General features: G+C 76.0%; 4 protein-coding genes. 1 reads left to right on the top strand and 3 read right to left on the bottom strand.

Annotated elements, in window-relative coordinates:
- Window positions 1-1,855: poly(A) polymerase (locus EF903_RS29240; protein WP_185902887.1), on the top strand; the 1,855-nt coding region annotated here is incomplete at its 5' end.
- Window positions 1,856-1,969: 114 nt separating this feature from the next.
- Here the strand turns inward: EF903_RS29240 and EF903_RS29235 are convergent.
- The 3 genes from EF903_RS29235 to EF903_RS34855 form a co-directional block, all read right to left on the bottom strand.
- On the bottom strand, window positions 1,970-2,887 hold the full coding sequence (locus tag EF903_RS29235) for an NADP-dependent oxidoreductase (RefSeq protein ID WP_125548018.1): 918 nt from the start codon (window positions 2,885-2,887) through the stop codon (window positions 1,970-1,972).
- 80 nt (window positions 2,888-2,967) lie between these two features.
- Entirely contained in the window at window positions 2,968-4,038 is a 1,071-nt protein-coding gene (locus EF903_RS29230) for an RNA ligase (ATP) (protein ID WP_125548017.1), read from the bottom strand.
- 109 nt (window positions 4,039-4,147) lie between these two features.
- The coding region (locus tag EF903_RS34855) for a peptidoglycan-binding protein (RefSeq protein ID WP_221888793.1) at window positions 4,148-4,489 on the bottom strand (342 nt) is incomplete at its 5' end.

The following is a 4,489-nucleotide window of genomic DNA, read 5'->3' as shown; positions in this document are numbered from 1 at the left end:
GGCCGGGGGCGACGCGGTCGAGGGCTCGGGCGTCGCGCGCGTCGAGGGCTCGGGCGTCGCGCGCGTCGAGGGCTCGGGCGCCCTCGCGGGCGCGCCGACCTCGCGGACTGCGGTCGCCTGGCTGCCGCCGTACGATCCCGCCGTCGATGCGCTGCGGCGCGAGCACGATCCCGCATTCGGACGGTGGCCCGCGCATGTGAACCTGCTGTTCGGGTTCGTCCCCGAGGCCTCCTTCGAGGAGGCCGTGCCGCTGCTCGCCGAAGCCGCCGCCGCGACGGCGCCGTTCCCGGTGCGGATGGCGGGCGTGTACGACTTCGGGCACCGCGGGGATGCCGCGCTCTGGCTGGACCCGGCCGCCGCCGGCGAAGCCCCGTGGCAGGAGCTGCGGCAGGCCCTCGCCGCCCGGTTCCCCGCCTGCCGGGGGCGCGGCGGGGGCTTCACACCGCACCTGACGCTGGGGCGCAGCGCCGACCCGCAGCAGGCGCTGGCGGATTTCACCGCCCGGCTGGGCGGGCCGGCAGCCGGGCGCGACGCCCGGGTCGAAGAGCTGGCCGTGCTCTCGCGGCGCGGCGACGAGCCGATGCGGGTCCGGGCCACGGTGCGGCTGGGGACGGGGAGTGTGCGCTGGCTGCCGGAGCCGGGGCCGGTGGCATCAGACCGGGAGGGGCACGCGGAGGGAGGGGACGAGGCCGCCGGTGCCGGAGGCGTCGCCGACTGCATCGCCGGAGCCCTCGCGGACGGCGTCGTGCACGTCGTCGGATCGCGCCGCATGGGCTGCGCCCTGCCCGGAGCCGACCTGGACCTCGTCGCGGCCCTGCCCGGCGACCCCGACATGGAAGCCGTGCGGGAGCGCGTCGCGGCGGCACTCCCCCGGGCCCGACGGCTGCGGGTCGTGAGGGGCGCGCGCGTGCCCGGGCTGCGGCTGCACGTGGACGGGACGGACGTGGACGTGGTCGTCGTCGGCACCGGCGGGATCCGGCCCGAGGAGGCCGTGGCGCGCAGGGCGGAGCTCGGCGAGGCGGGGGCGGTCGCGCTGAGCGCGGTGTCGGATGCGGAGGCCGTGTGCGCCGCCGCGGCTGCGGGCGGGCCCGAGCGGCAGGCGGCGTTCGCCGCACTGGCACGGCAGGTCAAGGCCTGGGCCCGGGCGCGCGGAGTGGATTCGGCGCCGTTCGGCGGGGTTCCGGGGGTGGCCTGGACGGTGCTGGCGGCGCGTACGGTGATGGAGGCTCCGGAGGTGCGCGGCGCCGCGCTGCTGCGGTCGTTCTTCGCGACCTGGGCAGCCTGGGACTGGCGTGAGCCGGTCGGGTTGACCGGGGCGGGCGGCGCCGAGCCGTCGGCGGCGCCCGGTGGCGGTGAGGCTGCTCTCACGGTCCTCACCCCGTCTGCCCCGGTGCGGAGTTGCACCGCGCAGGTGGGGCCCGCGATGCGCGACCTGCTGACGCAGGAGCTGTACCGGGCCTGGGAGCTGCTGGAGGCCGGTCCGACCGGTGTGGCGGAGCTGTCCGCCGTGCCGGCACTGCACCGTCGGCACGCGGCGTGGGCGGTGGTCACCGTACGGGGCGACACGCCGCGGGAGTTCGAGGAGGCCCTGGGTCGGGCGCGGGGGCAGATGCGGGCCCTGGTGGGGGCGCTGGAGGAGCTGGGCGGCGGCGCCGGCGGTGGCGGCGGCGCCGGCGTGCACGCCTGGCCGCGGCCCCTCGCCTCCTCGGGTGGTGCGGTGCGGTACGCCGTGGGACTCGGGGCGGCCCCGCCGGACCGCGCCCGACTGGAGGAGGCGGCGGCCCGGTGGTGCGCGGGCCTGCCGGGCGTGAGCGTGGAGTGGGCTGAGGGAGGGGACGTCCCGACGGCGGGGTAGGGGGCGTGGGCTCGGTTTGCGGGGGTACGGCCGGAGTCGAAGCGCTTCCCTCCCGGTTCCGCCGCTCCGGACCGACGTGCCGCATGGAGCAGCGGTCCGCCGCGGGGTGGCGGGTCAGGGTTCGATGATGATCTTGCCTGCCGTGTGGCCCTCCTGGTTGAGGGCGAAGGCCGCGGCGGCCTCGGCGAGGGGGAAGGTCTCGGCGACCGTGACCTTCAGTCGGCCGCTGTCGGCGAGCTTGGCGAGTTCGGTGAGGTCGCCGCCGCTCGGGCGGACCCACATCCACTGGCCGTTCGCGCCGAGGACGCCGGGGTCGGCGATCGAGGCGTGGCGGCCGGCCGGCGCGAGGACGGCCTGGGTGACGTCGAGGACGCCGCCGACGAAGTCCGCCACGACGGACACCCCGTCCGGGGCGAGCGCCCGGACCCGGTCGACCAGGCCGTCGCCGTACTGCACCGGCTCGCAGCCCAGTTCGCGCAGGCGGTCGTGGTTGCGCGGGGAGGCCGTGCCGATGACGCGGGCGCCGAGCGCCCGGGCGATCTGCACGCCGAAGCTGCCGACGCCTCCGGCCGCGCCGTGGACGAGGACCGTGTCGCCCTCGCCGGTGTCAAGGCGGGTGAGCAACTGGTAGGCGGTGAGGCCGGCCAGCGGGAGGCCCGCCGCCTCGCGCCAGCCGAGCGAGGCCGGCTTGCGGGCGAGGGCGCGCACGGGGACGCTCACGTATTCGGCGAAGGTGCCGCCGTGGACGTGGTCCTTGCGCGCGTACGCCATCACCTCGTCGCCGACCGCGAACTCGGGGACGTCGATGCCGAGCCGCTCGACGGTTCCCGAGACGTCCCAGCCGGGGACCACCGGGAAGAGGACGTCCATCAGCCCGTCGAGGCCTCCCGCCATGATCTTCCAGTCGACTGGGTTGACCGCGGCGCACCGGACCTTGACGAGGACCTCCCCCGGCGCGACCTTCGGCATGGGCAGGCGGGTCTCGCGGAGCACCTCCGTCCCGCCGTACGCGTCGTACGCCATCGCCCGCATGGTGTCCTCGGACATCGCACCGACCTCTCGTGTGGGTGTGGGCCGGTCCCATCCCACCACGGTCCGCGGCCGGGCGCGCGCTACTCGAACTCGGTGCCTCCCTTGCGGGTCAGGTAGGCGGGGCTGACCGCCTTGGCGATGGCCCGGCCGCCGACGACCGGGCTGTACCGCTCCGCGGCCGGGCGTATGACGACGCCCTCGCGCAGGTGCGCCTGCCGGCCGGAGACGGTCTCGCGGCCGGTCGCCAGTTCGAGGACCGTGTCCAGGTCGTACGGGCCCTCGTACAGCCTCGGTACGAGGGGCAGGGCGCCGTCGGCGAGGAGTTCGGCCGCGTCCAGCCAGCGGACCTGCCCGTCGATCTCGGCCGACACGTCGAAGACGGCGTAGCCGGGGCCCGACGTGCGGGCGTCGGTGCCGTAGGCCAGGTCTTGGACGCCGGCGCCGTACACCTCGGCGAAGACGCCGACGCGGGTGGCGCCCAGCCGGGCCGCGAGCTTCGCGGCGGCCTCGGAGACGCGGTGGCCGCGGACGGCGCGCCAGTAGAGGTTGCGCTCGTCCTCCTTGAGGGCCAGGCCCTTCGCGCCGAAGCCCTTGGAGGAGACCAGCACCCGGTCCTCGGCGGCCAGGTAGGTGAGCAGGCAGGCGGTGCCGTGGAGCTTCTCCGTCAGGACGACCTGCTCGCCCGGCTCGAAGACGGCCGGATAGCGCTGGATGTTCTCGATGTCGACCCACGGCAGCAGGTCGGGGGTGGCCTCCACGTCCCCGCTCATCGAGGTCGGGATCGGCGGTACCCACTTGGTGATGCCGAGCCGTTCCGCGAAGTCCGTGCCCTCCTCGGCGGCGCGGGCCAGGTCGACGCCGGCGAGCGCGCGCGGCCGGCACACCAGGCCCTGCGACAGCTCGCCGCGCAGCCGGACCGCCTTCACCCGGTCGGCGCCGGACCCGGAGAGGCGGCCGGTCAGGCCGAGCTCCTCGATCAGGCCGGCGGGGAGGACGGCCTGCTCGGGGATGTACAGGGCGAAGTCGCCCGTGGTGTAGGCCCCCTTGGCGACGACCGCGCGGTACAGGCCCACTTGGGCGAGCTCCAGGGCGTCGGCGTTCGGATGCTCGTGGACGGTCAGCTGTTCGACGGTGACCTTCAGCGTGGACATGGGCGGCTCCTCGGGTCGGTGGAGATCGGCTCCCACACTGTCCGAGGAGTGATATGCGCTGGTCCAGCCCTTTTATCGGGTGTTACCGTGCCGAGCTCGCACGGGTCCGTCAGATGGTGAACTCCGCCCGCGTGGCCGGGCCGTAGACACCCGACGGGTCGCCCTTGATGTCGCGGTCGCGCTGGAGTTGGGCGACGCCGCGCTTCGTCTGCCCGTCGTAGACGCCGCTGACCTTCACGTACGTGAACCCCTGCGCGTGGAGCGCCTCCTGGAGGGCGGTCACCTCCGCCCCCCGGTCTCCCATGCGGAGGGTACCGCCGTCCCCGGTCTGCGGCCTGTCGGGCGCGGCCGACGGGGACGGCGGCGCCGAGGAGCCGGCCGCCTTGGGGCTCGCCGACGGGCCGGCCGAGGCGGTGCGAGTCGCGGTGGCGGAGGGGGTGGGGTCCGGGGC

The sequence above is a fragment of the Streptomyces sp. WAC05292 genome, assembly GCF_003949955.1.
Lineage (GTDB): Bacteria > Actinomycetota > Actinomycetes > Streptomycetales > Streptomycetaceae > Streptomyces > Streptomyces globosus.
Note: the sequence above shows the minus strand (reverse complement) of the source record. Positions and strands in the feature narration are given on the sequence as shown.